Source organism: Streptomyces sp. NPDC059994 (genome assembly GCF_042737755.1).
Taxonomy (GTDB): Bacteria; Actinomycetota; Actinomycetes; order Streptomycetales; family Streptomycetaceae; genus Streptomyces.
Map to the genome: position 1 here is coordinate 41,692 of NZ_JBHWUR010000022.1, position 25,189 is coordinate 66,880.

General features: G+C 72.9%; 18 protein-coding genes and 1 pseudogene. 11 read left to right on the forward strand and 8 right to left on the reverse strand.

Translation table 11 applies throughout. The features are described from left to right. Positions 1 to 49: 49 nt before the first annotated feature. Entirely contained in the window at positions 50 to 550 is a 501-nt protein-coding gene (locus ACFWA7_RS14425; protein WP_385537628.1) for an Asp23/Gls24 family envelope stress response protein, read from the reverse strand. Between the two features lie 281 nt (positions 551 to 831). On the opposite strand from ACFWA7_RS14425, the gene ACFWA7_RS14430 reads away from it, so the two are divergent. The 3 genes from ACFWA7_RS14430 (at position 832) to ACFWA7_RS14440 (ending at position 4,984) form a co-directional block, all read left to right on the forward strand. Further along, a complete protein-coding gene (locus ACFWA7_RS14430; protein WP_385823086.1) occupies positions 832 to 2,382 on the forward strand; it encodes an FG-GAP-like repeat-containing protein in 1,551 nt (516 codons plus the stop codon). A gap of 224 nt (positions 2,383 to 2,606) precedes the next feature. Beyond that, positions 2,607 to 3,803, forward strand: coding sequence for a glycoside hydrolase family 64 protein (locus ACFWA7_RS14435; RefSeq protein WP_385537634.1), 1,197 nt, complete (start codon positions 2,607 to 2,609; stop codon positions 3,801 to 3,803). 131 nt (positions 3,804 to 3,934) lie between these two features. After that, complete coding sequence (locus ACFWA7_RS14440; protein ID WP_385823088.1) at positions 3,935 to 4,984, forward strand: glutathione S-transferase family protein; 1,050 nt, start codon at positions 3,935 to 3,937, stop codon at positions 4,982 to 4,984. A 30-nt stretch (positions 4,985 to 5,014) separates the two neighbouring features. Here ACFWA7_RS14440 and ACFWA7_RS14445 read toward each other — a convergent pair. Then, positions 5,015 to 5,376: pseudogene (locus ACFWA7_RS14445) on the reverse strand (serine hydrolase); the annotation flags it as partial. Between the two features lie 202 nt (positions 5,377 to 5,578). Between ACFWA7_RS14445 and ACFWA7_RS14450 the strand changes: the two are divergent. Then, a complete protein-coding gene (locus tag ACFWA7_RS14450; protein ID WP_385823090.1) occupies positions 5,579 to 7,102 on the forward strand; it encodes a beta-ketoacyl-[acyl-carrier-protein] synthase family protein in 1,524 nt (507 codons plus the stop codon). Between the two features lie 30 nt (positions 7,103 to 7,132). Here ACFWA7_RS14450 and ACFWA7_RS14455 read toward each other — a convergent pair whose 3' ends face one another. The 3 genes from ACFWA7_RS14455 to ACFWA7_RS14465 form a co-directional block, all read right to left on the reverse strand. Then, positions 7,133 to 9,457 (reverse strand): glycosyl hydrolase family 18 protein, encoded by a 2,325-nt coding sequence (locus tag ACFWA7_RS14455; RefSeq protein WP_385823092.1) that lies wholly within the window; start codon positions 9,455 to 9,457, stop codon positions 7,133 to 7,135. A gap of 119 nt (positions 9,458 to 9,576) precedes the next feature. Further along, positions 9,577 to 10,425, reverse strand: coding sequence for an alpha/beta fold hydrolase (locus ACFWA7_RS14460; RefSeq protein WP_385823094.1), 849 nt, complete (start codon positions 10,423 to 10,425; stop codon positions 9,577 to 9,579). After that, entirely contained in the window at positions 10,418 to 11,011 is a 594-nt protein-coding gene (locus tag ACFWA7_RS14465) for a TetR/AcrR family transcriptional regulator (protein WP_385823096.1), read from the reverse strand. The genes ACFWA7_RS14460 and ACFWA7_RS14465 overlap by 8 nt, the downstream gene beginning before the upstream one ends. Positions 11,012 to 11,438: 427 nt before the next feature. Between ACFWA7_RS14465 and ACFWA7_RS14470 the strand changes: the two genes are divergently transcribed. Genes ACFWA7_RS14470 through ACFWA7_RS14480 form a run of 3 tightly spaced genes read left to right on the forward strand, consistent with a single transcriptional unit; the run spans position 11,439 to position 14,855 of the window. Beyond that, the gene (locus tag ACFWA7_RS14470; protein ID WP_371650457.1) at positions 11,439 to 11,795 is read left to right on the forward strand and encodes a hypothetical protein; all 357 of its coding nucleotides are present in this window, start codon (positions 11,439 to 11,441) and stop codon (positions 11,793 to 11,795) included. 34 nt (positions 11,796 to 11,829) lie between these two features. Beyond that, on the forward strand, positions 11,830 to 13,578 hold the full coding sequence (locus ACFWA7_RS14475; protein ID WP_385537650.1) for a cation acetate symporter: 1,749 nt from the start codon (positions 11,830 to 11,832) through the stop codon (positions 13,576 to 13,578). Next, a complete protein-coding gene (locus tag ACFWA7_RS14480) occupies positions 13,575 to 14,855 on the forward strand; it encodes a sensor histidine kinase (RefSeq protein WP_385823098.1) in 1,281 nt (426 codons plus the stop codon). Before ACFWA7_RS14475 ends, ACFWA7_RS14480 begins: the two co-directional genes overlap by 4 nt. Here ACFWA7_RS14480 and ACFWA7_RS14485 read toward each other — a convergent pair. Next, a complete protein-coding gene (locus tag ACFWA7_RS14485; protein ID WP_385537656.1) occupies positions 14,836 to 15,369 on the reverse strand; it encodes a GNAT family N-acetyltransferase in 534 nt (177 codons plus the stop codon). The two genes, ACFWA7_RS14480 and ACFWA7_RS14485, sit on opposite strands and share 20 nt — an antisense overlap. Before the next feature lie 67 nt (positions 15,370 to 15,436). Here ACFWA7_RS14485 and ACFWA7_RS14490 point away from each other — a divergent pair, with 67 nt between their 5' ends. The 3 genes from ACFWA7_RS14490 to ACFWA7_RS14500 all read left to right on the forward strand — a co-directional run bounded on the left by ACFWA7_RS14490 (position 15,437) and on the right by ACFWA7_RS14500 (position 19,704). Next, on the forward strand, positions 15,437 to 16,387 hold the full coding sequence (locus ACFWA7_RS14490; RefSeq protein WP_385823100.1) for an SDR family oxidoreductase: 951 nt from the start codon (positions 15,437 to 15,439) through the stop codon (positions 16,385 to 16,387). Positions 16,388 to 16,612: 225 nt separating this feature from the next. After that, a complete protein-coding gene (locus tag ACFWA7_RS14495; protein WP_385537663.1) occupies positions 16,613 to 17,566 on the forward strand; it encodes a phosphatidylinositol-specific phospholipase C in 954 nt (317 codons plus the stop codon). A 92-nt stretch (positions 17,567 to 17,658) separates the two neighbouring features. Beyond that, positions 17,659 to 19,704 carry a SpoIIE family protein phosphatase gene (locus ACFWA7_RS14500; RefSeq protein ID WP_385823125.1) on the forward strand — a complete coding sequence of 682 codons (2,046 nt, stop codon included), beginning with the start codon at positions 17,659 to 17,661 and terminating at the stop codon, positions 19,702 to 19,704. Between the two features lie 45 nt (positions 19,705 to 19,749). Here ACFWA7_RS14500 and ACFWA7_RS14505 read toward each other — a convergent pair whose 3' ends face one another. Further along, complete coding sequence (locus ACFWA7_RS14505) at positions 19,750 to 21,351, reverse strand: phosphodiester glycosidase family protein (protein ID WP_385823102.1); 1,602 nt, start codon at positions 21,349 to 21,351, stop codon at positions 19,750 to 19,752. A 435-nt stretch (positions 21,352 to 21,786) separates the two neighbouring features. Here ACFWA7_RS14505 and ACFWA7_RS14510 point away from each other — a divergent pair, with 435 nt between their 5' ends. Continuing rightward, positions 21,787 to 23,907 (forward strand): SpoIIE family protein phosphatase, encoded by a 2,121-nt coding sequence (locus tag ACFWA7_RS14510; RefSeq protein WP_385537668.1) that lies wholly within the window; start codon positions 21,787 to 21,789, stop codon positions 23,905 to 23,907. Here the strand turns inward: ACFWA7_RS14510 and ACFWA7_RS14515 are convergent. Beyond that, on the reverse strand, positions 23,894 to 24,907 hold the full coding sequence (locus ACFWA7_RS14515; protein ID WP_385537715.1) for a LacI family DNA-binding transcriptional regulator: 1,014 nt from the start codon (positions 24,905 to 24,907) through the stop codon (positions 23,894 to 23,896). The genes ACFWA7_RS14510 and ACFWA7_RS14515 overlap by 14 nt on opposite strands. Positions 24,908 to 25,189: the final 282 nt, after the last annotated feature.

Sequence of the window (25,189 nt, forward strand, 5' to 3'; positions counted from 1 at the left end):
ACCTCGGCGGCCCCGAACGAATGAGCCGGGCCCCGGCGGCCCGGTCCCGCTACTGCACGCGGCCCTCGGAGGCCTCGGAGGCGCCGTCGTCCGGCAGGTGGACGTCGTCGACCGAGATGTTGACCTCCACGACCTCCAGACCGGTCATCCGCTCCACCGCCGCGATCACGTTCTCGCGCACCTCCGCCGCGACCGCCGTGATGCTCACGCCGTACTCCACCACCACGTCCAGGTCGATGGCGGTCTGCCGCTCGCCGACCTCGACCTTCACGCCCCGGCTGACGGCCGCGCCGCGCGCCCGCGGCACCCGGTCGCGCATCGCGCCGATGGTACGGGCGAACCCGCCGCCCAGCGCGTGGATGCCCGGCACCTCGCGCGCGGCGAGCCCGGCGATCTTCTCCACCACGCCCCCGGCGATCGTCGTCCGGCCCCGGGTCGCCGGTGGCTGACCCGCACCGCTCCGCGCGGACTGCAGGGTGGTGCCCGAAGTGCCGGTGCGGTATTCGTCGGTGTCGGGTTTCTCAACGGCCGGGCTGATCGGCTCCGTCATCCGAAGCCACCTCCTGGGTTGGGGGCTGGAGCGCGCAATCCGCGCGTTCTCGTCCTGCGAGTACCGTGCGCGCGGCTTGTCATGCGGGCAAGAGGGCGTTCCACGCCCGTTGTTCTTCGTCCCGCGCGCGTCAACACGGCGCCGTCCGCTGCTCCGGCCGGGTTCTCCTGCTGTACAAGAACGCGCGAGACGGTGGTCCGGAGTGATCCCATGACTGCCGTGGCAACTGATGCCCCGTCAAGACAAGGCGTCACCGGCGCCTTTCCGGCTGGAGGAAGATCATGAGACGTATCCGGTTGACCCGCGGTCTCCTCGCCTTCGCGGGCGCGCTCTCCCTGGCGACGCTGCCCGCGAGCCCCTCGGCCGCCGACCACAAGGGCACCCCGGTGCTCCGGGTGATGCCGCTGGGTGACTCGATCACCTGGGGCGGCGGCAGCCCCACCCTCTCCTCCTACCGGCGTCCGCTGTGGCAGATCATGCGGCTCGAAAGCCGCTACACCGTACGGTTCGTGGGCTCCAAGGCCTCCGGCAGCTTCGCCGACTTCTCCAACGAGGGCCACAGCGGCTACGTCATCGACCAGCTGCGCGACGGCATCGACGGCTGGATGGCCGGTGCCCGGCCCGATGTCGTGCTGCTCCACATCGGGATCAACGACATCGCCCGGGGCATCGACCTGCCGCACGCCCCCGACCGGCTGGCGGCCCTGGTCGACCGGATCTACGCGGACAAGCCGGGCGTCACCGTCCTCGTGATGGGCCTCATCCCCACGACGAGCGGCCTGGAGGAGCCCGCCAAGGCGTTCAACGTACGGGCCGAGGCGCTGGAGGAGAGCGAGAGCCAGGCCGGGCGGAAGTTCCGCTATGTGGAGCCGCCCGCGCTCACCTCGGCCGAGTTCGTCGACCAGCTCCACCCCAACGACGCCGGATTCCGGCGGATGGCCTGGTCCTTCTTCAAGCCGCTCGACGCGGTGTGGCGGCGCGGCTGGGAGAGCGGCGGTCCCGCGCTCGGCGCCGGTACCGAGGCGGGCGGGGCGAACTCCGTGCGCTGGGCGGACTTCGACGGCGACCGCCGCACGGACCAGTTCACGCTGGACGGGCACGGCGGTGTGTCCGTCCGTCTCAACCGGGGCGGCGCGGGGCACGGCGGCTGGAAGTCGCTCGGCCGGGTCGTCCAGGGCCTGCCCGCCGCCCCGGCCCGGGTGCGGTTCGCGGACTTCGACGGCGATGGCCGCGCCGACTGCCTGGCCCTGGACACGTCCGGCGCCGTACGCGTCCACCTCAACCGGGGCGGCGACCCGCAGGGCGGCTGGCAGGCACTGGGTCAGGTCACCGAGGGCACCACGGAGGACGCGAGCCATGTGGTGTTCGCGGACTTCGACGGCGACGGCCGGACCGACTACGTCACGCTCGGCGCCACCGGCGAGGTACGGGTGCGGCTCAACGGGGGCGGCGACGGGCACGGCGGCTGGACGGACTGGGGCCGGGTCGCCACCGGGGTGACCGCCGACGCGAGCCGGGTGCGGTTCGCCGACCTCGACGACGACGGCCGCCCCGACTACAGCGTGGTGGGAGCGAACGGCGCGGTCCGCAGCTTCCTCAACCGGGGCGGTGACGGGCGGGGCAGCTGGGTCGACCTCGGCGCCACCACGACCGGCTTCACCACCGACGCCGCGCGGGTGTCGCTGGCGGACTTCAGCGGGGACGGCAACGCCGACTACATCCTGGCGGGCCCCTCGGCCACGGCGGCCTCCGTGCACGCCTGGGCGGGCGGCGACGGACACGGCGGCTGGGTGGACCGGGGCCGGGTGGTCTCGGAGGCACCCAGGCGGTAGCCCTGAGGTGACGGGGGCCTCGACATCGGACAGGGGCGGGGCCGCGACAGCAAGTGAACAATCCGGCCCCGCCAACGCCCCTTGTTCATCAAGGTAATTGACGCACGCTCATTGACACGGCTTCTTCCGGCCACGATTCTGAGAGCGCTCTCACGAGGTGGAAGAAGTGATTCCCCCTCGCGGCGCCCCCCACGTACGTCGCCGATCTGATGAGGAGTTGGAGCGTGTCCGCTCTAGGAAAACCGCTGGCGCCCCTGGCCGCCGCGTTGCTCGTCGCAGCGGGATTCACGGCCACCGGCGCGGCATCCCCGGCCACCGCCGCCGTGCCCTCGACCATCCCGCTCACCGTGACCAACAACTCCGGCCGCGGTGAGCCGGTCTACATCTACAACCTCGGAACGCAGCTCTCGACCGGCCGGCAGGGCTGGGCCGACGCCAACGGCGCCTTCCACCCCTGGCCGGCCGGGGGCAACCCGCCCACCCCGGCGCCCGACGCCTCGATCGCCGGGCCGGCGAGCGGGCAGTCGACGACCATCCGGATACCCAAGTTCTCCGGCCGCGTCTACTTCTCGTACGGCCAGAAGCTCGTCTTCAAGCTCACCACGGGCGGTCTGGTGCAGCCGGCGGTGCAGAATCCGAGCGACCCGAACCGGAACATCCTCTTCAACTGGTCCGAGTACACGCTCAACGACGCCGGACTCTGGATCAACAGCACCCAGGTCGACATGGTCTCGGCCCCGTACGCGGTCGGTGTGAAGACGGCCGACGGCACCACCAAGTCGACCGGGCATCTGAAGCCCGGCGGTTACCACGGCATCTTCACCGCGCTCAAGGGCAAGCCGGGCGGCTGGGCGAACCTGATCCAGACCCGGCCCGACGGCACGGTCCTGCGCGCACTAGCCCCCGGCCACGGCATCGAGTCGGGCGCGCCGGCGAAGACCGTCCTCGACGACTACATCAACCGTGTCTGGCAGAAGTACAGCACCTCGACGCTGACCGTCACACCCTTCGCCGACCAGCCGAACACCAAGTACTTCGGCCGCGTCTCCGGCTCCACGATGAACTTCACCAACAGCGCGGGCGCGGTCGTCACCAGCTTCCAGAAGCCCGACTCCGACAGCGTCTTCGGCTGCTACAAGCTGCTCGACGCCCCGAACGACCTGGTGCGCGGCCCGATCTCGCGCACGCTCTGCGCGGGCTACAACCGCTCCACGCTGCTGGTCAACCCCAACCAGCCCGACACCGGGTCCGCCGCCTTCTACCAGGACGCGGTGACCAACGAGTACGCCCGCGAGATCCATTCCCGGATGGCCGACGGCAAGGCGTACGCCTTCGCCTTCGACGACGTCGGCAACCACGAGTCGCTGGTGAACGACGGGGATCCGAGGCAGGCGTATCTGACGCTCGACCCGTTCAGTTAGGGCAGGCCCCAGCCCTGGGCCAGCCCCGACGGGGGACACAGGCTCGACCGGGCGGCTCATCCCGTGGGAGATCTCCCGCTTCGGGGGAAGGCTCGCAGAAAGTACGCGAGTCCAGCGGGAAGGAGACGGCGATGAGCCGCCCCGACGACAGCGACACGGCGGGCATGGAGGGCACGGACGGCAACGCGGGATACGGGAACAAGCCGTTCAAGCGCTCGCGCAGCCACTTCGTGGACCGCATCACGCGGGACGGGCGCGACGGCTGGCCCGTCGAGTACGGCCGCTACCGGCTGGTCGTCAGCCGGGCCTGCCCCTGGGCGAGCCGCGCCCTGGTCTCGCGACGGCTCCTCGGCCTGGACGACGCGCTCTCGCTGGCGGTGGCCGACCCGATCCAGGACGACCGCAGCTGGCGCTTCACCCTCCATCCGGACGGCCGGGACCCGGTGCTGGGCATCCGCTACCTCGGCGAGGCGTACGAGGCACGCGAGCCCGGCTACTCGGGCGGCGTCAGCGTCCCGGCGATCGTGGACGTGCCCAGTGGGGAGCTGGTCACCAACGACTTCCAGCGGATCACCCTGGACCTCGCCACCGAGTGGCGCGAGCTGCACCGGGCGGGCGCGCCCGCCCTGTACCCCGAGGAGCTGCGCGACGAGATCGACGAGGTGATGGACGGTGTCTACCGCGACCTCAACAACGGGGTGTACCGGGCCGGTTTCGCGACCGGGCAGCGCGAGTACGAGGACGCCCACCGCGATGTGTTCCGCCGGCTCGACCTGCTGTCCGGGCGCCTCGCGGACCGCCGCTATCTGGTCGGGGACAGCATCACCGAGGCGGACATCCGTCTGTTCACCACGCTGGTGCGCTTCGACGCCGTCTACCACGGGCACTTCAAGTGCAACCGGAACAAGCTGATCGAGGACCCGGTGCTCTGGGCCTACGCCCGGGACCTCTTCCAGACACCCGGCTTCGGCGACACCGTCGACTTCGACCACATCAAGCGGCACTACTACATCGTGCAGTCCGGCCTCAACCCGACCGGAATCGTGCCCGTCGGCCCCGATCTGTCAGGCTGGCTGACACCCCATCACCGGGAGCAGCTGGGCGGCCGGCCCTTCGGGGACGGCACCCCGCCGGAGCCGGTACGGCGCGGCGAGGCGGTCCCGGAGGCGGGCCGCCCCTGAGCGCCGTGCCCGGGGTTCACCGTGCGCTGCGGCCTCGACCAGCGCCATCCTGCGCGGGTCGTCCGCGATGTGGGAGCCCATGCGGTTCATGACGCAGCCGAGGGAGATCCCCGCCTCCGGGTCAGGCCGCCGTAGCCGTCGTGGCCGACCGCGCGCGGACCGGGGCCGTACGAGCCGCTGGGGCCGCTCAGCCACAGGCCGAGGCCGAGCTCGCTCTCGTGCGCGAAGCCCGCGCCGACCACCAGGGCGCGGCGGGCGCCCTGGCCCTCGCGGACGCGCTCGGCTGCCTCGGGCGACAGGATGCGGCGGTCGCCGCGGCGGCCCCGCCGGGCGAAGATCCCGTAGAGCGCGGCGACCGCGCGGGCGGTGCCGTGGCCGTGGACCGGCGGAACGGGCTCAGTCATGGGGGCATGCCGGGACCGTACCGACTGGTCGGACTGTACGGAAGCGGGCCGGATGCCCGGTGCGGTGCCCGGCCCGCCGAGGTGCTGGTGCGAGGTGGGACGGGCAAGATGTTCCCAGATCGCTTTATCGACTTCTTAGGGCTGAAGTGATGCCCTGGGGCCGTTCACACATGCGAATCAGGAAGCGGCGATGAGCGAAGAGCCGGTCATGGGCGGGGAGTGCTGTCTCCTCACCACCGGAGAACTCGTACCGGGCGACGTCGTCGCGACCGGCGTGGACAGCTGGCACGTCGTGACGCGCACCGCGCCCGCCAGCGAGGCCCGGACCCGGCTCGTCCTGCGCCCGGTGGGCGGCGGCCCCGACCAGGAGCGCCTCCTGGACCGGCGCGAGCGCCAGGTGGTGCGGGTGGGCCGGGTCGACCCGGCCGACGTGACCAAGCCCGAGGCCCCCGGCGCCGGCGGACGGCGGGTCGTGGTGACCGGCCTCGGCGCGCTCACCCCGCTCGGAGCGGACGTGCCCGGGCTCTGGCAGGGGCTGCTCTCGGGGCGGTCGGCGGTGCGGCTGCTGGAGGAGGGGGAGTTCGACGCGCTGCCGGTACGGCTTGCCGCCCGGGCCGCGGTGGACCCGGCCGACCTGCTGCCCAGGCCGCTGGCGCGGCGGATGAACCGGTCCGCGCAACTGGCCGTGCTCGCCGCGCGCGAGGCCTGGCGGGACGCCGGCCTGGACCTGGAGGGCGCCCGCGAGAGCGGGCTGCTGCCCGCCCGGACCGGGGTGTCACTGGGGACGATCGTCGGCGGCGCGCCGGTGCTCGTCGAGGCCCAGCGGCGCCTTGAGCAGCGGGGCCCGCGCGCGGTCTCGCCGCACACCGCGCCGATGCTGGTGCCGTCCTCGGCCGCCGCCCAGATCTCCATCGACCTCGGCATCCTGGGCGAGGCGAGCACCCTGGTGTCGGCCTGCGCCTCCGGCACCGAGGCCATCGGGCACGCCATGGACCGTATCCGTGACGGACACGTCGACCTGGTGGTGGCGGGCGGCACCGAAGCCGTGATCACCCCGGCGATCCTGGCGTCCTTCGCCGCGATGAGAGCCGTTTCCACCAGCAACGACGACCCGGAGTCCGCGTCCCGCCCGTTCGACAAGAAGCGGGACGGATTCGTCCTCGGCGAGGGCGCGGGCGTGCTGGTCCTGGAGGCCGAGGAGCACGCCCGGGCGCGGGGCGCGCGCATCTACTGCGAGGCCGCCGGATGGGGTCTCTCGGCCGACGCCTTCCACATGGCGGCCCCCGAGCCGAGCGGACGCGGCATCGAGGTGGCGCTGCGGGCGGCCCTGGCGGACGCGGACGCCACGGCCGCCGACGTGGTCCACGTCAACGCCCACGCCACCGCCACGGTCGAGGGCGACCGGGCCGAGGCGCGGGCCCTGGGCCGGGTCCTGGGCGCCCACACCCCGGATGTCCCGGTCACCGCCAACAAGGGCGCTCTCGGCCATCTCCAGGGCGGCGCGGGCGGCGTGGAGGCCATCGCCACGGTCCTGGCGCTGCGGGACGGGCTGATTCCGCCCACGGCCGGGTGCGACGACGTCGAGGACGGGATCGCCCTCGACGTCGTACGCCGCAGCCCGCGCTCACTGCCGCTGGACGGCGACATCGCGCTCAGCGACTCGTTCGGCTTCGGCGGCCACAACGCGGTGCTCGCGTTCCGGAGCATCGGCTAGGGCCTGGCTGCCAAAGCCGCGCCGGGCCCCTCAGCCGAGCCCCCCGGCCAGCGCGCTCATCAGGCTGCCGCCGGGTGTGTCGCCGGACATCTCCCAGACCATGGCGCCGAGCAGTCCCTTCGACTTGAGGTAGGCCGTCTTCCTGCCGATCGACCAGGTGTCGTCGAAGGTCCACCACTGCCCGTCGGCCCCGGTGTAGCCGTACGTGGAGACGGACTGCTCGTCGTGGTAGACGGTCAGCCCGGGCACGCCGCCGGTCATGTTGCCGTAGCCGCGCACCCCGGCCTCCTCCGCGAACTGGCCGGGCGCGGCCCCGTGGGCCGACTGCCACTCACCGTGCGCCCCGCCGTCCGCGACGCTCTGCCAGCCGCGCCCGTAGAACGGGAAGCCGACGGTGAGCTTGCGCGGGTTGACCCCGGCGTCCAGATACGTCCGCACGGCCCCGTCCACGCTGAAGTGGGTGGCGTACGGGTCCTGGGTGTCGGTGTAGAGGTTCGCCTGGTGGCCGGCGCGGTTCGGCTCCCAGGAGTTGTCGCTGCCGGCGCCGTGGAAGTCGTACCCCTGCACATTGGCGAAGTCCAGGGACGAGAAGATCTTGGTGAGGTCCCAGCCCTGCTGGATCTTCGCCGGGTCGGCGGGGGTGAACGCGGTCAGGAGCCTGTGCGGGCCGCCGAGCGCGTCGAGCTGCTTGCGGAACTCGCCGAGCAGCAGGGCGAGATCGGCCTTGTCGGCCGTGGAGTAGTGGTTGCCCGCGTGGCCGTCGGGCGAGCCGGGCCACTCCCAGTCCAGATCGATGCCGTCGAAGACCCCGGCGCCCGTGCCCGGGCCGCCCGCGCCGTTGTAGGCGGGGAGATTGCCCTTGATCCACACGTCGACGCAGGACGAGACGAACTTCTTGCGCGAGGCGTCGGTGGCGGCGGCGTCCGTGAAGAACTTCGAGTACGTCCAGCCGCCGAGCGAGACGACGACCTTCAGGTGGGGGTACTTGGCCTTGAGCTTCTTGATCTGGTTGAAGTTGCCCCGGAGTTTGGCGTAGCCGTCGTCGGCGGCGCCGTCCACCGACTGGGCGGCGCTGAACGGCCGGGCGTAGTCGGCGTCCGCGTCGCCCGCGCCGGTGCCCTGGTCGGGGTCCTGCGGGTTGGCGCCGACGCCCTTGGTGACCCCGGCCAGACAGGTCAGGCTGCCCGGATCGATGTTCTCGAAGGCGTAGTTGACGACGTCGAGCCTGGCGGCCGAGCCCGAGGTGTCGAGGTTCTTCACGAAGTACTGGCGGCCGTAGATGCCCCACTGGGCGAAGTAGCCGACCTTCAGGTACTTGCCGGTGCCGGCCTGGTCGTCGGTGGTGACGTCCAGGGGCGCGGAGGCGGGCGAGGCGTTGTCGGCCGCGTCGCGTGCCTTCACCGTGAACGTGTACGTGGTGGCGGGGGTCAGCCCGGCGACGGTCGCGGTGGGGGTGGCGGCGGAGAGCGTCTGGGAGAGCACCCCGTCGCGGTACACGTCGTACGCGGCCACGCCGACGTTGTCGCTCGACGCGTTCCAGGCCAGGCTCACGCTCGTCGACGTCCGGCCGGTGGAGCGCAGGCCGGTGGGCGCGGTCGGCGGTGTCGGGTCGGAGGCCGGGTCGGTGGTCGTCGCGGTGACCACCGCGCTCTGCGGACCGGTGTTGCCCCGGGTGTCCCTGGCCCGGACCGCGAAGCCGTAGGCGGTGGCCGGGGTGAGGCCGGTGACCGTGGCCGAGGGGGTGGCGGCGGTGGCGACGACCGTGGCGCCGCTCAGCACGTCGTACGAGGCCACGGGGTAGTCGCCGCCCGTCGCCGCGGCCCAGGCGAGCGACACGCTGTGCGCGGTGACCGAGGTGACCTTGGGGGCGCCGGGCGTGGACGGCGGCGCGTCGGGGGTGCCGTCGCACTTGTCGCCGTTGACCGTGCACACGCCGGGCGCGGCGATCGGGCCGCTCGCCACGAACCAGTAACTGTACGGCTCGGTCGTCGAGTTGGCCGCGACGGTCGCGTTGTAGTAGGCGTTCTTCACCGTCACATGGCGGCCGCTGACGGTGGCGTCACCGTTGTAGTGGCCGCTGAGGGAGACCCCGGCCGGGAGGTCGAACTCCAGGGTCCAGCCGGTGACGGGGGAGGAGGTGGTGTTGCGGATGACGTACGTCCCCTTCCACCAGGAGCCGTTGTCCTGGCTGCTGAAGGAGGCGGTGAGGCCGCTCGCCGCGTGGGCGGGGGTGGCGGCGAGGCCCGTGAGCAGGGCGACGGGGAGCAGCAGTGCGCCGAGCAGCGCGAGGAGTCTTCGGCGGGGCGAGCCCGATGAGCGCGAGGGCGAGCCCGGTAGGGACGAAGGCGAGGACATCGTTCCTCCCTGCGGTGCAGTGGGGGATGGGACAGGGCGGATCGCTGCGCAACGTAGAAGGTCTGGACCAATCGGTCAACCGTCTGGTCCAGACCTTTTTCGCGAGCCCGTCCCAGCCGCTACACCACGTCCTCGGCCATGGCCGCCGCCAGCGTCCGCCGCAGCACCTTCGCGAAACGGACCGGATGCGTGCTCAGGCCGACGTGGCCGCCCGGGAATTCGGCCAGCCCGGTGCCGAACCGCTCGGCCAGCACCGCCGCCGGGCGGGCGAGCAGCAGATCCCGGGAAGCGCGCCCGCACGCCGGGACCAGCCGCCCGGAGTGCGCCGCCAGCGCGTCCATGTCCGGCATGTGCCCGCTGAACCGGCGCAGTTCGTGCTCCAGGAACTGCGGCATGTTCTCCCGCATCCGCCGGAACCGCTCGGCGCTCGCGCTCACCGAAGTGCCTGCGTCCCGCTCGTCGTCCGGCTCGTCGGCGCCCTCCTGGCCCGCCGCCGCGCCGAGTGCGGCCATCGCCGCCTCCAGGCCGTCGCGGCCGAACGCCTCGACGACGTCCGCGAAGGCCGCCTGCCACCGGTCCGCGTCGGGCAGCAGCCCCAGCGTCGGCGGCTCGTGGGCCACGACGAGCCGCAGCCGCTCCGGGTGCCGGGCCAGCAGGTCGAGCGCGATGATCGCGCCCGAGCTGCTGCCGAAGAGGAAGGCGGGCTCACCCGGCGAGACTTCGGCGAGCAGCCGGTGCATGTCGTCGCTGTGCACCTCCACCCGCTGGTCCCGGCCCCGCTCGCCGGCGGCGCTGCGGGACTTGCCGCGCGGGTCGACGGCGACGACGGTGAACCGGTCGGCCAGGTCGGCCCCCACCAGGTCGAAGGAGGCGGCGTCCCCGCCCCCGCCGGGGATCATCAGCAGCGCCGGACCGGTGCCGCGCTTCTCGTAGTACAGGGTCGCGCCGGGTACGCGCAGCTCAGGCATGGTTCGCTTCCTCTGTGGATGAGGCCGGCCAGTGTTCGAGAAGGACGTGCAGGGCCGCGACGGCCCGCCGCCACGAGGTGTCCACGTCGCGTACGTGGTTGAAGCCGCCCTGGGCCTCGATGCTGATGTAGCCGTGGAAGGTGCTGCGCAGCAGCCGTACCGCGTCGGTCAGGTCCGGTTCGGCGAGCCCGTAGCCGCGCAGCATCCCGTAGGTGATCTCCACGGTCCGCCGCATCGCGGGCGAGTCGGCGACGGCCGCCGGGTCCACCCGGATCTGGGTCGCCGCGTACCGGCCGGGGTGGGCCAGTGCGTACGCCCGGTACGCGTCGGCGTACGCCATCAGGGCGTCCCGCCCCGACCGGCCCGCCACCGCGACGGCGATCTCGTCGATGAGCTCGCCGCCGGCCAGCAGCGCGACCCGGGTGCGCAGGTCCCGCACGCTCTTGACGTGGGAGTACAGGCTCGCGTCCTTCACGCCGAAGTGCCGTGCCAGGGCCGACAGGGTGACGTTGTCGAACCCGATCCCGTCCGCCAGATCGGCGGCCGCCGCCGTGACCCGGTCGGCTGTGAGTCCCGCACGTGCCATGCGCCCCGTACCTCCGTCGTCGCTGTTCTCCGCCCTGGAGCCGACCTTCCTAGGGCTCCTAGGTTTAAACCTAGGGTACATAGGTATGCCCGTGTGTGCCATCCATATGTGGGCGGGGTGATTCGGAACGCGTGGCACCGGGGACGGAGAGGGCACGGCGGCACTCCGTACCAGGGCGCGACGGCGGATCTGCTCGGCACGCGGGGGTCTGGCACGCCTTCCCCCAAGGCCTCAAGGGCCAGGGGGACCCCAGCGGCGTTGTCATCGGTTGCCATGGCTCCGCCATGTCGCCCTCCTCCGCCTTGCGGCATTGGGGAAGCATCAGACCCCCGCTCACCAGCACCGAAACGGCACCCCGGGCCGAAGCCGACCAGATCCGCCGGACAGGCCTTAGTCTCTGGCGACACAGAGCCTTGGGGAGGCAGCCGTGCCGCAGGATCCGACGGAACGCCGTGTCGTCGTCACCGGGGTGCCCCGGCGGACCCGCGGGCTCACCGGCTACCGCCCCCGGACCGAGATCGACGAGCAGACCACCCTGGGCCACACCTATGTGCGCTCCCTCATGCGCAGCCAACTGCTCGCCGGGCTCACCGTCTTCGCCGTCCTCGTGCTGCTCGTCGGTCCGCTGCCGCTGGTGTTCGCGGTGCGGCCGCAGAACCCCGGGCTCGTCTGGGGCGTGCTCGGCTTCGGCGTCTACCCGCCACTCGTGCTGCTCGCCCGCTGGTACGTGAAGCGCGCCGAGCGCAACGAACAGGACTTCGCCCGCCTCGTCGAGGACCGCTGACCGCCCGCCCGGCGCCGCCGAGGAACGTGAGAACGTGAACCAGAACTACGCCGTACCGGCCGTGGCCCTCGTGGTCCTCGCCACGGTCCTCGTCGGCGCGCTCGGCCTGCGCATATCCCGGACCACCTCCGACTTCTACGTGGCCTCGCGCACCGTGGGCCCCCGGCTCAACGCGGCCGCGATCAGCGGCGAGTACCTCTCCGCCGCCTCCTTCCTCGGCATCGCCGGACTCGTCCTCGTCCAGGGCCCGGACATGCTCTGGTACCCGGTGGGCTACGCCGCCGGCTATCTCGTCCTGCTGGTGTTCGTGGCGGCCCCGCTGCGCCGCTCCGGCGCGTACACCCTGCCCGACTTCGCCGAGGCCCGGCTCGAATCCCGCTCCGTGCGAAGGCTCGCGGCCGCCCTGGTCGTCGGGGTGGGCTGGCTCTATCTGCTGCCGCAGCTCCAGGGCGCGGGCCTCACCCTCCACGTGCTCACCGGGGCGCCGCGCTGGTTCGGCGGCGTCCTGGTCGCGGTGGTCGTCGTCGCGACCGTCGCCGCGGGCGGTATGCGCAGCATCACCTTCGTCCAGGCCTTCCAGTACTGGCTGAAGCTCACCGCCCTCCTCGTGCCCGCGCTCTTCCTGCTCCTCGCCTGGCAGGGCGACGGCACCCCGCGCGTCGCCTTCGACGAGCCCGCCGCCTTCCGCGAGCAGCGGGCCGTACGCGTCGACGACACCCTCGACATCAAGCTCGCCGCCCCGCTGACCGTCACCGCCACCGGCACCGTCGACGGCGCCCGCCACCACGCCGAACGCGTCCTCCTGCCCGCCGGCACCCATCGCGTCGAGCGCGGCACCCGGCTCGTGTTCGCCCCCGGCGACCCCGTCCCCAGCAGCGACGCGGGCGGCGCGGGCATGTCCACCCCGCTCGCCCACGCCCGCCAGGAACGCCCGCTGTACGCCACGTACGGCCTGATCGTCGCCACCTTCCTCGGCACCATGGGCCTGCCGCACGTGGTGGTCCGCTTCTACACCAGCCCGCACGGTGTCGCCGCCCGCCGCACCACGGTCGTCGTCCTCGGCCTGATCGGCGCCTTCTATCTGCTGCCGCCCGTCTACGGCGCCCTGGGCAGGCTGTACGCGCCCGAACTCGCCCTCACCGGACAGGCCGACGCGGCCGTGCTCGTCCTGCCGCACCTGGTGATCGGCGGGGTCGGCGGGAACCTGCTCGGGGCGCTGCTCGCGGGCGGCGCCTTCGCGGCGTTCCTGTCCACCGCCTCGGGCCTGACCCTGGCGGTCGCGGGCGTCCTCACCCAGGACGTGCTGCCGACCCGGGGCGTACGGCACTTCCGCCTCGCCACCCTGCTCGCGGTCGCGGTGCCCCTGGCGGCCAGCGCCCTGGTGGGCGGGCTTCCGGTGGCCGACGCGGTGGGCCTGGCGTTCGCGGTCTCCGCGTCCTCGTTCTGCCCGCTCCTGGTGCTGGGCATCTGGTGGCGCGGGCTCACCCCGCCGGGCGCGGCGGCCGGGATGGTGGCGGGCGGCGGCTCGGCGCTGCTCGCGGTCACCGCCACCATGGCGGGCCTGCCCGGCGGCGGACCGCTGCACGCACTGCTCGCCTGGCCCGCCCTCTGGTCGGTGCCGCTCGGCTTCCTGACGATGATCCTGGTGTCCCTCGCGACGGCGGCCCGGATCCCGGCGGGCACGGCCGCGATACTGGCCCGCTTCCACCTGCCGGAGGCGCTGTACGCGGGCCGGCGCGGCGGACCTGCCCGAGGCGCCGCACCCCGTCAGGCCCAGGCGTGAACGGCTTCCTGGCCGGGATGTTCGCGGCGGCCCTTCCACTGGTCGCGGCCGGGTTCTGGGCCGGGCGGCGCACCGCGCGCCCGCAGGGGCTCGGAGATCTGGGCACGCCCGTCGAGCACGCCACCTTCCAGACCCTGCACACCGCGTCCCTGGCCGCGCCCCCGCTGCGGGCCGGACTCACCCCCGACACCGCGCGCCGCGCCGCCCGCGGGCTGCGCACCCTGCTCGGCACCGACGCGCTGTGCCTGACCGACGGGTCATCGGTGCTGACCTGGGACGGGGCGGGGGAGCACCACAGCGCGGAGATCCTGGAGCGGCTCGGCCGCATCCGCGAGACCGGCCGGGGCGAGGCGTTCCGCATCCGCTGCGACGACGACGGCTGTGCCCTGCACTGGGCGGTGGTGGCCCCGCTCACCGTCGACGACCGGGTGCACGGCGCCCTGGTCGCCTGCGCGCCGCGAGAGTCGGCGGTCCTCGTACGGGCGGCGGGCGAGGTGGCCCGCTGGGTCTCGGTCCAGCTGGAGCTCGCCGACCTCGACCGGTCCCGTACCCGGCTGATCGAGGCCGAGATCAAGGCGCTGCGGGCGCAGATCTCCCCGCACTTCGTCTTCAACTCGCTGGCCGTGATCGCCTCGTTCGTACGGACGGACCCGGACCGGGCCCGCGAACTGCTCCTGGAGTTCGCGGACTTCACCCGCTACTCGTTCCGCCGGCACGGCGACTTCACCACCCTGGCCGACGAACTGCACGCCATCGACCAGTACTTGGCGCTGGTCCGCGCCCGCTTCGGGGAGCGGCTGTCGGTGACCCTGCAGATAGCCCCCGAAGTGCTGCCGGTGGCCCTGCCCTTCCTCTGCCTCCAGCCGCTCGTCGAGAACGCCGTCAAACACGGCCTGGAGGGCAAGACCGACAAGAGCCACATCAGCATCACCGCGCAGGACGCCGGGTCCGAGGCGCTGGTCGTCATCGAGGACAACGGCGTCGGCATGGAGCCCGGCCGGCTGCGCCGCATCCTCGCGGGCGAGGCCGGCCCGTCCGCCGGCATCGGTCTGTCCAACGTGGACGACCGGCTGCGCCAGGTGTACGGGGACGGCCACGGCCTGGTCATCGAGACGGCGGTGGGCGCCGGAATGAAGATCACGGTCCGGCTGCCCAAGTACCAGCCCGGCGTCCACTCGGCGCCGGGCCGGCTGGACGCGGACCAGGCACCGAGAACGGCGCCCCGGGCCGAAGCCGACCAGATCCGCCGGACAGGCCCTAACCCGCGTACTCGGTGAGGTCGATGGAGTGGACCGCCACCTGGTTGCCGTACCGGCGGTCGGTCGTGACCTTCTCGGGGACCATGCCCAGCTTGCGGATCACGTTCTCGGAGGCGCTGTCGCCCACGCGCGCGATGGCGAGGACCCGGTCGAGGCCGCGGTCCTGGAGGGCGAACTCCAGCGCCGCGTGCGCGGCCTCCGAGGCGTACCCCTGCCCCCAGAACTGCCGTCCCAGGCGCCAGCTGATCTCCACGGCGGGCAGCACCTCGGGCAGATAGGTGGGGACGGAGAGCCCGGTGAACCCGGCCAGCTCGCCCGAGCCGAGGAGTTCGACGGCGAAGAGCCCGAAGCCCTCCTCGTCCCAGTCCTCCTCCCAGCGCTCCATCTCGTCGGCCGTCTCCTCCAGATCGAGGACCGAGCCGTCCCCGGTCCAGCGCATGACGTCCGGATCGGCGTTGATGTCGGCCAGGGCGGGCAGGTCGTCCTCGTCCCAGCGGCGCAGGAGCAGACGGGGGGTGTGGATCTCGGTCATGCGCCCATCCTGTCGAATACGGGGCCGAACCGGTAATCCGAGGCCCCGGCGCGGGCAGACTCGGACCGTGGACGGACCTCGGGCCGAACCGGCCGGGCGGGCGCTGTACGGCCGCGTGGCCGTGGTGGCAGGAGCCACCCGGGGCGCGGGCCGGGGCATCGCCGCCGCCCTGGGCGAGGCGGGCGCGACCGTGGTGTGCACCGGCCGCAGCAGCCGTACGCATCCGATCCCGTCCGACTACGACCGCGGCGAGACCGTCGAGGAGACCGCCGAACTGGTCACCCGGCTCGGCGGCACCGGCGTCGCGGCCGCCGCCGACCACCTCGACCCGGCCCAGGTGAAGGCGCTGGCCGAGCGGATCGCCGACGAGTACGGCGCCGTGGACGTCCTGGTCAACGACATCTGGGGCGCCGAGCTCCTCAAGGGCGGCCCCGCCGACTGGAACACGCCGGTCTGGGAGCACGACCTCGACGACGGACTGCGCATCCTGCGGCTCGCCGTCGACACCCATCTGATCACCTCCCATCATCTGCTGCCGCTGCTCATCGCCCGGCCGGGCGGTCTGCTGGTCGAGGTGACCGACGGCACCGCCGCCTACAACGCGGCGCACTACCGGCTCTCCGTCTTCTATGACCTGGCCAAGGTCGCCGTGAACCGGCTGGCGTTCTCGCAGGGGCACGAGCTCGGGCCGTACGGCGGCACGGCCGTCTCCCTCACGCCCGGCTGGCTGCGCTCGGAGATGATGCTCGACGCCTTGGGCGCCACCGAGGAGAACTGGCGGGAGGCGGCGGCCCCGCCGGACTTCGCGCTCTCGGAGTCGCCGCGGTTCGTGGGACGCGCGGTCACCGCCCTGGCGGCCGACGCCGGCCGGTCCCGCTGGAACCAGAAGTCGGTCAGCTCCGGCGAACTCGCCCGCGTCTACGGCTTCACCGACGTCGACGGCTCCCGCCCCGACATCTGGCGCTTCCTGGAGGACCGCGAGCGCGGGCTGGACGCGGACCCCGGCGACTACCGGTGACACGTACGGACAGGCCTTGACATACTTGATGGTGTTGCCCAAGGTGGTGCGCCCCTGCGGCACCCTGCTCCAGGACCGTGAGGTCCTCTTCCGGGCGGCCCCGGACTACCGAGCGGTAATCGGTGCTGCGCGACGCCTGTTCTCCTGCGGCCCGCTGTGCTTCCATGCCACAGCGACGACCGGGTGGGCCCCGCGGGGCCGCCGAGCGGCAGGGGGAGCGTGGGCATGGACCGGCGTGGCTTTCTCAAAGGAGCGGCCGTGCTTCCGGCCGCCGGACTCCTCGCGTACGCGGGCGCCGCGCCCGCCCGGGCCCGCGCCCTGGGCACCGGCGACTGGATGGCGGGCCTCGGCGGCGCGACCGCGCTGCGGCAGCTGACGATCCCCGGCACGCACGACACCGGCGCCCGGTTCGGCGGCCTGTGGGTGAAGTGCCAGAACGCGGTCGTCGCCGCGCAGCTGAACGCCGGCATCCGCTTCCTGGACGTACGCTGCCGGGCCACCGGCGACGCCTTCGCCATCCACCACGCCGCCTTCTACCAGAACCTGATGTTCGGCGATGTGCTGATCGCCTGCCGGGACTTCCTCGCCGCCCACCCGGGCGAAACCGTGCTGATGCGCGTCAAGCAGGAGTACTCGACGGTCAGCGACGCGGAGTTCCGCCGGATCTTCGACCTCTACCTCGACCAGAAGGGCTGGCGCTCGCTGTTCCGCCTCGACGGCGCGCTGCCCACGCTGGGCGAGGCCCGGGGCAAGGTGGTGCTGCTCGCCGACAACGGCGGCCTGCCGGGCGTCCGCTACGGCGACCCGGCGCTCTTCGACATCCAGGACGACTACAACGCCGAGCCCTTCGGCAAGTACCCCAAGATCGAGGCCCAGTTCCGCAAGGCGGCCGACCAGCCCGGCAAGCTCTGCATCAACTATGTGAGCACGGCCGCCGCTCTGCCGCCCGAATGGAACGCCGCCCGGCTCAACCCGCAGGTGCGCGACTTCCTGAACGGTTCGGCGCTGCCGGGCCGGACCGGGCTGGGCATCGTCCCCATGGACTTCCCCGAAGCGACCTCGGGGCTGATCGACGCGGTGCTGAGGCACAATCCCGCCCCCGGCGCCTCCGGGGCGCGGCCGAACGGGTGGCTGTGGGCCGACCGCACCACGACGGGCCCTTTGGGCGCGGCTCCGTGATGCGGAGGAAAAACCCCCGAAGTTAAGCTGACGCAGTGGCTGGACGCGACCGACGGGAGATCGGGCCGGGCGAGAGGCTGGCCCTCAACCGCATGGGCAGCTTCGACTGGGACCTGGCGAACAACACCCTTGCGTTCGATGACGCAGGTCTGGCCGTCTTCGACCTGAAGCCCGAGGAATACGACGGGAACCCCGACTCGCTGGTCTCCCGGGTGCCCCCCGAGGAGGGCATGCGGGTCAACGCGGTGATCGACGAGGCCATGCAGACCGGCCGCTCCTCCTACGGCGCCTACTTCCAGCTGCGGCGGCGCAACGGACACCGGCAGTGGACCCATGTGCGTGGGCGGATCCTGCGCGACGAGCGGGGCAGCGCGTACCGCGTGCTCGGGATCGTCCGCAACGCCTCCACCGAGCTCACCGAGTTCACGCTGATCAGCCCGCTGGAGGCGGGCCGAAGACGCATCACCGGCATGGTCCAGGGCACCACCGAGGCCCTCTCCAAGGCGGTGACCGTCGAGGACGTCGCCGCCGTCCTCACCGGCACCGACGGGATGGAACGGTTCGGCGCCGACGGGCTCATCCTCTGCCTGATCGACGGCGGCGCGCTCAAGGTCATCGCGACGGCCGGCGACTCGATGGACGCGCTCGACGAGCTGAAGCTGCACCGCCTGGACGACTCGCTGCCGCTCGCCGAGGCCGTGCTGACCGGCCGGCCCCGGTTCGTCACCTCGCTCGGCGAGCTCGGCCACACCTTCCCCCGGCTCGCCCCGTACATCCAGCACCTCGAACTGGACGCGGCGGCCTTCCTGCCGCTGATCGCCCAGGCCCGCGCGGTCGGCGGGCTCGCGCTGTTCTTCCGGGGGCGCAGCGACTTCTCGGCCGAGGACCGCAACCTCTGCCTGGGCCTGGCGGGCATCCTCGCCCAGTCGCTCCAGCGGGCCATCCTCTTCGACCAGGAGCGCGAGTTCGCGACGGGCCTCCAGGCGTCGATGCTGCCGCGGCACGTGCCCGTGGTCCCCGGCGCCGAGATCGCCGTGCGCTACCACGCGGCCTGGGGCGGCCGGGAGGTCGGCGGCGACTGGTACGACGTGATCGCGCTGCCCCGGGGCCGGGTCGGGGTCGTGGTCGGCGACGTCCAGGGCCACGACACCCACGCCGCCGCGATCATGGGCCAGCTGAGGATCGCGATCCGCGCGTACGCGGGGGAGGGGCACCCGCCCGCGACCGTGCTCGCCCGCGCCTCGCGCTTCCTGGCCGAACTCGACACCGAACGCTTCGCGACCTGTACGTACGCCCAGGTGGACCTCTCCTCCGGCGGTGTACGGGCCGTCCGCGCGGGCCACCTGGGGCCGTTCATCCGGCACACCGACGGCCGGGTGGGCCGCCCCAAACTGCGCGGCGGACTCCCGCTCGGGCTCGCCACCGAGTTCGACGACGAGGAGTTCCCCGAGACCCGGCTCGACCTGGTGCCCGGCGAGACGATGGTGATGTGCACCGACGGGCTCGTCGAGGAGCCCGGCCTGGACATCGCGGCCGGGATGGACGCCCTGGAGGGAGCCGTCAGGACGGGCCCCGAGGGGGCCGACGCGCTCGCGGACCACCTCTCCGCCACCCTCTGGGAGCGCTGGGGCACCGGTGACGACGTCGCCCTGCTCGTGCTGCGGCGCGCCCCCGACCCGGGCACCCCGCAGGCCCCCCGCATCCACCAGTACATCCACCAGGCCGACCCCGAGGGCCTCGCGGAGTCCCGGGTGGCCCTGCGCCGGGCCCTGGAGGACTGGGGCTTCGCGGAGCTCGTCGACGACGTGGAGCTGGCCGCGGGCGAGCTCCTGGGCAATGTGCTGCTGCACACCGAGGGCGGCGCCGTCCTCACGCTGGAGGTGCTGCCCGAGCCGGTGCGGCGCGTACGGCTGTGGGTCAAGGACCGCTCCAGCGTCCGCCCGCGCCGCCGCACCCCCGGCGAGGCGGCCACCTCCGGGCGCGGTCTGATGCTCATCGAGGCGGTGTCGGCCCGCTGGGGCATCGAGCCCAGGGGCGACGGCAAGGCGGTGTGGTGCGAGTTCGTACCGGACGGCACGGAGGCGGACCTGTCGGCCGAGCGGCCGGTGGTGCCGCCGGAGGAGCCCCCGGAGGACTGACCGGCCCCCTGACCGGTCAGTCCTTCGCGTACGGGACGTACGGGCTCAGGGCTTGATGACCCAGGCGTCGCCCAGCGAGCGCTCGCCCGAGGAGTCCGACGGGTGATTGATGACGCCGTCGGCCGCCGTGGCCATCACGCTGGAGCCGCCGCCGTCGAGGTTGAGCGCCTCACGGGCGCCGAGCTGGCGCATCAGCTCCGCGGTGCGCGCGACGCTCAGCCCCTCGCTGTAGCCCGCCTGGCGGCCGTCGACGACGGCCAGCATCAGCCGGCCGCGGTCGTCCACGCCCATCATCGAGCGCGGATTGGCCCGGTTGGTCCAGTCGTATGTGAACGACTGGTCGGCGCCGAACCGGATGATCCCGTCCGCCAGCGCGTTCACCGACACCTTGCCGTGCCGCACCAGGGTCGGGCCGACCTGCATGATCGTGGTGTCCCTGCTGAGCGGCACCGGGCGGCCGTAGCTGTCGCTGACGCGGGTGTTGATGCCGAGGCTGTCGCCCACGTGCACATGGCCGAGCAGCCACTCGGCCCTGTCCCCGATGGCCTGGATGGTGGACCCGCCGTCCGGGACGGCCGCCCCGCGCGAGGAGTTCACCGCCACCACCTCGTTGTCGTCGTCGAGGACGGCCTCGGCGCCCGCACCCTTCGGCGCGGCGCCCCACTCGGGGGTGAACTGCACCAGCTCGCTGGGGTCCGTGCACTCGAAGTCGTGCTGCGGCCTCTCGGTCGGGGTGTCGCCGCCGACTCCGCCGCAGTTCCAGACGTCGCCGGGGAAGCGGTTGACGCCGTCGATCTCCTCGATGGCGCCGCCCGGCGTCTGCAGCGAGATGTGCGCCTTGATGGCGTCGACGCGGACGTCCCGCCCGCCCTTGGTGATGAGGATCGCGCCCCGGCCCTGGGTCGCCGAGGCGAGCACCTTGCCGTCCTTGACGTAGAACCCGCCGGGGGCGTCGTTGTAGAACCACTGGCCGTTGATGCCCGCGATCGCGTGCGCGCGGGCGACGAGGTCGGTCGCGGGCTCGGTGCCGTGCAGGGTGGGCCCGAACTCGGTGTCCACCTTGCCCTGGAACTCCCGGAAGTCGACTCTTATGACGTTGACCTTCTGCGGGGCCTGGAGGTCGGTGCCGTCCTGCGCGGTGTAGCGCGTGTCGCCGGTGAACCCGGCGGCCTTCACCCTGGCCAGCTCCGCGGTCGCGTCGGACCGCTCGGCGAAGCCGCCCACCCGGACCGTCCAGCCCAGCGTGCCGGCCGCGAGGTCGGCGTACGCGGGCGAGCGGACCTCTTCGACCCGCGGTGCGAAGCCCTTCTCGCGCAGGGTCTGTGCGACCTGGTCCGCCGTGTCCTTGGGGCCCAGCTCGGTCGTGGCCTTGTTGACCGGACCGCCGGGCTCGGCGGGCAGGTACACGTGCACGGTCCAGAAGTCGTCGGCGTTCTTCTTCCCGAAGGTGTACGTGGTGAGGGTGACACCGGGGCTCAGGGTCCGGGTCACCGGGGGCGCGGTGGCCGTCAGGGGCGGCTGGAACGGCTTGGCGTCGAGGGCGGGCCGGAGGGCGCCGTGGGGGGCGGCCTCGGCAGTCGGCATGGTGACCGCGGCGGTCAGGGCGACGGCGGCTGACAGCGCGGCGGCGAGGGTGGTTCGGCGCATGTGGCTTCCTTCATGGGTGGGAAGGTGCGTCGAAAATTAGATGGTGTGGACATGACTTGCGCTGATACGTCACACGCTGCCCACATGAAGTGACTCTCACTGATGAGTGAACGAGGCGGCAGGCCAGAAGTAGTTGGCTCCGTCGAAGTTCAACTGCCTTTCACATAAGGGCCGCTGGGGCCCTCACCGGGGCATTTGCCGCACTCGGAGCCCTCTCTTCCGATCAGATGATCCGTCAGTTATTTCGTCCGATTTATAACGGAGGCGGAGGGATCTTCCACGCGAATCGCCGTCACCTCGGCGGCGCTTTCCCCCGGTCGGCTCCCCCCGCCCCGCCCGGCTGCCGGGCCCGCTCGCCGTGCGGGGACGGCCGCGAGCGGGCAGCCTGGATCTTCCAGAGGTGTCCACGCGTGGCCGTGGAGGAGGTGGTCCGCCGTGCCCGACCGGGATGCGCCCGGGCCCCGGCCCGACCGCGCGCCCCCGCACCAGGCGGTCCTGTCCCGGGTGCTGACCGGGTTGCTGGACGACGTCCAGGCGCACTCCGGTGCCGTCTATGTGTTCGATCCCGGGGAGAACGTCCTGGTCATGGCCGCGATCGCGGGGCTGCCCAGGGTGTTCGCCGCGCCCTGGGAGCGGGTCGGGCTCGCCGCCCCCATCCCGGTCGCCGACGCGGCCCGCGAGCGGCGTCTGGTCTGGGTCGGCGGCGAGGAGGAGATGGCGGGCCGCTACCCCCGGATCGCGGTCGTGCTGCCCTACCCCTTCGCGCTGGCCGCGCTCCCCGTGGCCACCGCCGACACCGTCTACGGGGCCGTCTACGCGACCTGGCCCGGCTCGCACCCGGCGGACCTCTCCCGCCACGAGCGCGAGCGGCTCGGTGCCGCCTGCGACCGGCTCGCCGAGTACATGGAGTGGGCCGAGGGCCAGGGCAGACCGGTGCTGCCGGAGCCCGGCGTGCGCCCCGTGGAGCCGCCCCCGGGGGAGACCCGCGCCGCCGAGGCCGCCCGGATGGCCGCGCGCCTGCCGTACGGGCTGTGCGCGCTCGATCTCGACGGGCGGGTCGAGTACGCCAACCAGGCGGCGGCCGACCTGCTCGGCATCCCGGTCGAGAGCCTGCTCGGCACCCCGCCGTGGGCGACCCTGCCGTGGCTGAACGACCCGATGTACGAGGACCGCTACCGGGCGGCCCTGCTCAGCCAGCGGATCACCTCGTTCGTGGCACTGCGCCCGCCCGGCGACTGGCTCTCCTTCCGGCTCTACCCCAGCACCACCGGGCTCAGCGTGCGCATCACCCGGGCCCGCGCCACACCCCGGGGCGGCCGTCCGCAGCGCGACGCGGGGGAGGGGCCGGGGCGGCTGGTGACCATCTCGCACGTCCTGAGCCTGGCCAGCGCCCTGACCGAGGCCGTGGGCGTACAGGACGTGATCGATCTGGTGGCCGACGAGATCATGCCGGCCGTGGGCAGCCGGACCCTGGTCATGCTCGGCTCCTCCGGCGGGCGCCTGCACGTACTGGGACAGCGCGGATACGAGGACCCCGCGGTGGTGGACAGGTTCGACGGGATGCCGCTGACCGCCCAGACGCCGGGCGTGCGCGCCCTGCTCACCGGCGTACCGGGGTTCTTCGAGTCGCGCGGGCAGCTGGAGCGCCTCTATCCGGTCCGGCACACCACCCCCGACGGCATGGCCGCCTGGGCCTATCTGCCGCTGATCGCCTCCGGCCGCGCCGTGGGGACCTGTGTGCTGGGCTACACCGAGGAGCGCGCCTTCACCGCCGAGGAGCGCGCGGTGCTGACCAGCGTGGGCGGCCTCATCGCGCAGGCCCTGGAGCGGGCGCAGCTGTACGACACCAAGCACCAGCTCGCCCACGGCCTCCAGGAGGCCCTGCTGCCGGACACCCTGCCGGACCTGCCCGGCCTTGAGGTGGCCGCGCGCTATCTGCCGGCGACCCAGGGCATGGACATCGGCGGCGACTTCTACGACCTGCTGCCCGTCGGCACCGCGGCCGCCGCCGTGATCGGCGACGTCCAGGGCCACGACGTCACCGCGGCGGGCCTGATGGGCCAGGTCCGCACCGCCGTACGCGCCTACACCGCCGTCGGCCAGACCCCCGGCCGGGTCATGGAGTCCACCAACCGGCTCCTGGTCGACCTCGCCACCGAGCGCTTCGCCAGCTGCATCTATCTGCAACTGGACACCGCGCGCGGACGCGCCCTGCTGGCCCGCGCCGGGCATCCCCAGCCGCTGCTCAGGGACCCGGACGGCCGAGTGCGCACGCTGGATCTGGCCGGTGGCCCGCTGCTCGGCATCGAGGCGGACGCCGTCTACCCGACCACGGAGGTGCCGCTGCCGCCCGGATCGGTCCTCGCGCTGTACACCGACGGCCTCGTCGAGATCGCGGGCGTCGACCTCGACGAGTCGCTGGCCGCCGTCGCCGACCGGCTCGCCGCCGAGGGCGGGCGCCCCCTGGAGGAGGTCGCCGACAGCCTCGTACGCCATGTCCAGGAGACCCAGGGGCGCAGCGACGACGTGGCGCTCCTGCTGCTCAGGCCCGAGTGAGCGGCGGGGGAGCGGTGCTCTCGCGCTCGATCAGCCGGGGCAGCGGCATCGGGACCGACCGGGCGGCGGCGCCGTCGAGCAGCGCGGTCAGCTCCCGCGCGGCGAGCCGCCCGAAGGCGATGGTGTCCCGGGAGAGCGCGGTGAGCCACGGGTGGACCATCCGGCACAGCACCGAGTCCTCCCACGACACGATCGAGACGTCGCCCGGCACCGAGAGGCCGAGCCCCGCCACCACGGCCGCGCCGGCGGCCGCCATCACGTCGTTGTCGTAGACCAGCGCGGTCGGCGCCGCCTCCCCGCCGAGCACCCGGCGGGTCACCGCCGCGCCCTCGGTGTCCGAGTAGTCCGTGGTCACCGAGCGCACCCCGGTCAGGCCGCGCCGTTCGGCCTCGGTGCGCAGGGAGCGGATGCGGCGGTCGGTGTGGGCCAGTGAGTCGAGGCCCGCGATGTGCACGACCCTGCGGTGCCCCAGCTCGTACAGCCTGCCGACGACCGCCGCCATCGCCCCGGTGTCGTCGGCGCGCACCTGTGACAGGTTCGGGTGCGCGTCCGGCAGCCCGCCGATGACGACCCCCGGCAGCCCGAGTTCGTCGAGCAGCTCCGGGCGCGGGTCGTCGGTGCGCGGGTCGACCACCAGGACGCCGTCCACACGGTGCTCGGCCCACCACCGCCGGTACACCGCGCACTCGGCGTCCACATCCTCCACCACCTGGAAGAGCAGGCCGAGTTGACGATCCGCCAGGACCTCCTGGATACCGGAGATCAGCTGCAGGAAGAACGAGTCCACCCCGAGGGTCGCCGCCGGGCGCGCCACCACCAGGCCGACCGTGGCAGCGCCCTCGCCGGAGAGCGCCCGGGCCGCCGTGCTCGGGCGCCAGCCCAGCTGTTCGGCGACCCGGCGGACCCGGTCCCGGGTGAGCTCGGAGACGCCGGGGCGGTCGTTGAGCGCGAACGACACCGCGCTCTCCGACACCCCGGCCCGCTGGGCGATGTCCTTCATCGTCGGGCGGCGCGCCACAGTGCGCCGGGCCGCCCGGGTGTCCTTGCCGGACGGCGGGCTGTCCGTCACCCGTGCCCCTTTCCCGCTGGATCCGGCCGGACTGCGGCCGGTGAATGCCCCAGCTTACTAAAGCGCTTGAGCCCTATGACTCTAAAGCGCATTAGTAGATCGCCGCAACTACCCCACCACACGCCGTTGACCTGCATATAGAGCATCCAACTAGGGCTACCTATTGACTTTTTGAAGAATCGCACCGCAAAGTCTGCCGATGTGAGCGTCCGG

Bases quoted from the DNA above. Each gene is read 5' to 3' on its own strand.
- ACFWA7_RS14485 (WP_385537656.1), bottom strand. From the start codon at position 15,369: ATGACCGAGATCCACACCCCCCGTCTGCTCCTGCGCCGCTGGGACGAG.
- ACFWA7_RS14505 (WP_385823102.1), bottom strand. From the start codon at position 21,351: ATGCGCCGAACCACCCTCGCCGCCGCGCTGTCAGCCGCCGTCGCCCTG.
- ACFWA7_RS14430 (WP_385823086.1), top strand. From the start codon at position 832: ATGAGACGTATCCGGTTGACCCGCGGTCTCCTCGCCTTCGCGGGCGCG.
- ACFWA7_RS14455 (WP_385823092.1), bottom strand. From the start codon at position 9,457: ATGTCCTCGCCTTCGTCCCTACCGGGCTCGCCCTCGCGCTCATCGGGC.
- ACFWA7_RS14450 (WP_385823090.1), top strand. From the start codon at position 5,579: ATGAGCGAAGAGCCGGTCATGGGCGGGGAGTGCTGTCTCCTCACCACC.
- ACFWA7_RS14495 (WP_385537663.1), top strand. From the start codon at position 16,613: ATGGACCGGCGTGGCTTTCTCAAAGGAGCGGCCGTGCTTCCGGCCGCC.
- ACFWA7_RS14500 (WP_385823125.1), top strand. From the start codon at position 17,659: ATGGGCAGCTTCGACTGGGACCTGGCGAACAACACCCTTGCGTTCGAT.
- ACFWA7_RS14440 (WP_385823088.1), top strand. From the start codon at position 3,935: ATGAGCCGCCCCGACGACAGCGACACGGCGGGCATGGAGGGCACGGAC.
- ACFWA7_RS14425 (WP_385537628.1), bottom strand. From the start codon at position 550: ATGACGGAGCCGATCAGCCCGGCCGTTGAGAAACCCGACACCGACGAA.
- ACFWA7_RS14515 (WP_385537715.1), bottom strand. From the start codon at position 24,907: ATGAAGGACATCGCCCAGCGGGCCGGGGTGTCGGAGAGCGCGGTGTCG.
- ACFWA7_RS14460 (WP_385823094.1), bottom strand. From the start codon at position 10,425: ATGCCTGAGCTGCGCGTACCCGGCGCGACCCTGTACTACGAGAAGCGC.
- ACFWA7_RS14465 (WP_385823096.1), bottom strand. From the start codon at position 11,011: ATGGCACGTGCGGGACTCACAGCCGACCGGGTCACGGCGGCGGCCGCC.